This window comes from Rhizobium sp. GW821-FHT14E12 (genome assembly GCF_058803745.1).
Genome location: NZ_JBXAPH010000029.1, coordinates 1 through 3,283 on the forward strand (window position 1 = coordinate 1; position 3,283 = coordinate 3,283).

Annotated in this window: 2 protein-coding genes and 1 pseudogene; 1 reads left to right on the forward strand and 2 read right to left on the reverse strand. The window is 58.7% G+C overall.

All coding sequences use genetic code 11. The annotated features are described in order from the left end of the window. Positions 1 to 849 (reverse strand): annotated as a pseudogene (locus tag AC1RO0_RS31860) (hypothetical protein); the annotation flags it as partial. Positions 850 to 874: 25 nt separating this feature from the next. Between AC1RO0_RS31860 and AC1RO0_RS31865 the strand changes: the two are divergent. After that, positions 875 to 1,192 carry a hypothetical protein gene (locus AC1RO0_RS31865; RefSeq protein WP_498596508.1) on the forward strand — a complete coding sequence of 106 codons (318 nt, stop codon included), beginning with the start codon at positions 875 to 877 and terminating at the stop codon, positions 1,190 to 1,192. A gap of 334 nt (positions 1,193 to 1,526) precedes the next feature. On the opposite strand, the gene AC1RO0_RS31870 is transcribed toward AC1RO0_RS31865, so the two are convergent. Further along, positions 1,527 to 3,283, reverse strand: a 1,757-nt coding sequence (locus AC1RO0_RS31870) for a hypothetical protein (RefSeq protein WP_498596509.1), incomplete at its 5' end; no start/stop codon positions are given.

A 3,283-nucleotide genomic window follows, 5' to 3' on the forward strand; every position in this document is an offset into this window, starting at 1 on the left:
CAGGTGGGTGATATTGTTGGGGACGGTGCTGCCGAACTCGGAAGCCGCAACCCTCTTCAAACCGTCCAGGTCGATCTGAAGATCGGCAAACAGGCCGCCGCGCCCGAGCAATTGGTCTGACGTCACCACGGGCAGGATGGAGCCCAGCCCTTTCAGCTCCCGCTCGGTCTTGTCGCCTGCCAGTCCCATCCGGATCAGGCCATCAAGCGCCGTCGTCGGATCGGAGATCGTCGGCAGCACGTTCTTGTCGAAGAATTGGGCATAGGCCTTGTCGGCGATTGCTGAGCGCTGCTTCACGAAATCGTCGGGAAGCACCATGGAATAAAAGCCGAGCGCGGCATTATATTCTTTGAGAATGGTGGTGAGATCCTTGCCGGCTTTCAGGCCGTCATTCAGTAGGCCGCCATTGACGATGTCGTGCTCGAAAGCATTTTCAACCTTTTGGCGCAGGTCTTTCATCTTCTCACCGCGCGTGATCGTATCATCGATGATCTCGGAGGCGTCCTTGTTCGTATCGGCCGGCGCGACTCGATAGCCGGAGAAGATCAGCTTGAACGCCTTCAGCGCTTTCTCGGTCATCAGCGAGTTGACATCGGGGTCCGAACCCAGGATGGCGATCGACTTGTCGAGATCCTTCAGGATCTCCTGGTCGTTATAGATGCCACGCTGATTGTCACCGAGGCTGTCCTTATATTTTCCGAAGGTCGCCTTGGTTTGAAGCAGATCGAGATACATGATCAGTTTCTGCTCGGCGGTATAGTTCTGAGGGTTTTTGACGACGTCGATGCTTTCGAACGACTTGTCCTTGTCCTTCAGCCCTTCCATGAAGCCCTGGTTAATTTCGCTCATGAAATCGGAATTGAACAGGAGATCGATGACCGGCTGGATCGGTGCGGTGGGGCTGGCATCGCCGTTCGATGTACTGGCAAGCGAAACGAACTTTGGGCTGGTCGTCTGCCCCGATGTGGATAAGAAAATCGGCAGGCCTGCCGTCGTCGTGCCGTCAGAGGCAAAAGGCGATGTCTTCTTGACCGTGGTGCTCGTGGGCGTGCCCTGGCTTGCGGAATTTTCGGATCTCGAATTGGAATCGGCGCTTAGCCGGAGAAATGAAACCGTATCGGTATCCGAGGATGCTGGTGCGATCGATGACATGCGTTCCCTTTGTTTTCTTTTCCGCTTTTTTTGCGGATGACGTCGTTTGCCCTATATTCACCATATGAACGGCCTTTGAAAAATAATTCAAGTCTGAGATGCAGAATCCGCCGGACTGTATCGGCGTCTTTCGCCAATCGACAGGTAGTGTCAGGGTTCTCAGGAAACGCGACGCTACCGCTCCGGCACGGGCTTCACGCGCCGGGAACAATCGGGACGGAGAGATTTGCGGGCACTTTCCACGCCATGGAGGGAAATTTCTCCCGGAGGAACAGCTCCTGCTGCAATGCTCGCTTGCATTTAATCTATGTGGGAAGCATCCGGCGCTGTCGGCAGGCGGGCATCGTCTCGACGACTGAGGCGGCGATGCTTCTTCACCAGATGAACGACGGATCCGGCCGGAACTCGAGATGCACGGACTCGCCCATGTACCGCTCCAGCTTTTCGTTCAGCTTCTTTTCCATCTTGTCGAGTTTCTTCACGCCGTTGGCCATATCCCACAGACCAAGCGCCAGCCCGACGCCTGAGGCAACGAGGCCGGTGACCAGTCCGGCCGCGGCAAGGCCGGCTTTGGCAGCGTTGCTGAAGATGGTCACTACTTCGGGCGCCACTGTTCCGAGACCTGAGAAGGCGCGGGACATGGCATTGGTCAGATAGAGCATCGCCTCGGAGAAGCCGATGAGCGCATTGCCGGTGCCGGCAATCCCGCCGATGATTTCGAGCGCGCCCTTGGCGCGGTCACCGGCCTTCATCGAGCGCGACGCCGAGTAGAAGCCGAGGCCGGCCATAACGAGGCCGCCGGCCGCGCCGAGGATCTTGCCCGCCGCTTCCATCGTCTTGGGCGAGAAGCTCATGGAGATACCCTTGCCCCAGCTGCCCGGCTGGTTGCCGAAGGCGCTGAACGGCTTGCCGGCAACGTCGAGGTTCTTGCCCAGTCCTTCCATCGTCATGCCGACGATCTGCGTCGCCGAGCCGACCGCGGCCGCGATATCGGTCGACGTCCACTTGCCGCCCACGCCGAGGCCGCGCGCCACCAGCACGCTCGACATGCTGAGCATTTGGACGGCATGGACGAGGCCGGCCTTGTACACCTCGGCATCGATGCCGGCAGGTGTACGCGTCTGGCGCGGCAGATCGAGCGAATCCTTGAAGGAGGCGATCGCGTCGTCGAGCTTCATGCCGCCGCGCACCATGCGCAGAACACCGTCGACGTCGCGTGCTATGTCCTGCGCCAGGTTTTGTTTCAGTGTCTTGCCGCCATCCGTCGGGCCATTTTTGCCGATGAAATCCTGGGCGAACTTGTTTGCCAACTGGCTGATGGCGTCATTCGTCGCACCGGGCACGAAGCTGTCATCCGGCCCCGACAGCAGCGGCTGGAGATCGACACCCAGGCCGTCGCCGATATAACGTTCCTTGACGATGTTCGCGAAGGTGACGTTCGCGGCGTCGAGATGCGCATCGATATAATCCTGAGGCAGGAGATCGACGAGCGTGTTGAGCTCGGAATAATAATCTTTCAGGGCGTCGTCGAAGCTCTTGCCGGCGCTGAGCGCCCGGTCGATCGCCTTGCCGCCGCCGATATCGATCAAATAGGCGTCTTCGATGTTGGTGAGCAGATCGGAATTTTCCGGGCGCTGCAGATATTCCTTCATGCCGCTCGCGAATATTTCCGAGAGATGCTGCTGCGTCGCAGGATCGGCCGTCAGCTTTTCGATCCGCGCGTCCAGGTCGTTGCCGACGCGCTCGCCATCGGGCACGCTGTCGCCATATTGGTTCATATAGCCGTTGAACTGCTGCTTGATCTCGATGAGATCGTAGAGCAGCGTCGCCTTCTGCTCCGGCGTCAGCTGGTCGAGGTGGTCCATATTGTCGGGCGCGACGAAATCCCGGTTCACGTCCTTCACGGCGTCGCCGAGAATGCCGTATTTGAGTTCGTCCAGCTTATTCAGCGTTGGCTCGTAGGCGGTCGACGGAGCATACCCGCGCAGCACCTTGCTTTCCAGGACGTCGTTATCGTTGATCGGGCGCTCTACGACTGGCTCGATGGCATCCGAGCCCGACATGGAAAGCCCCATCTTCTTGAGGCTCGATGTGAGATACTCGCTGTCGATATAGGACAGGTCGAGACCCT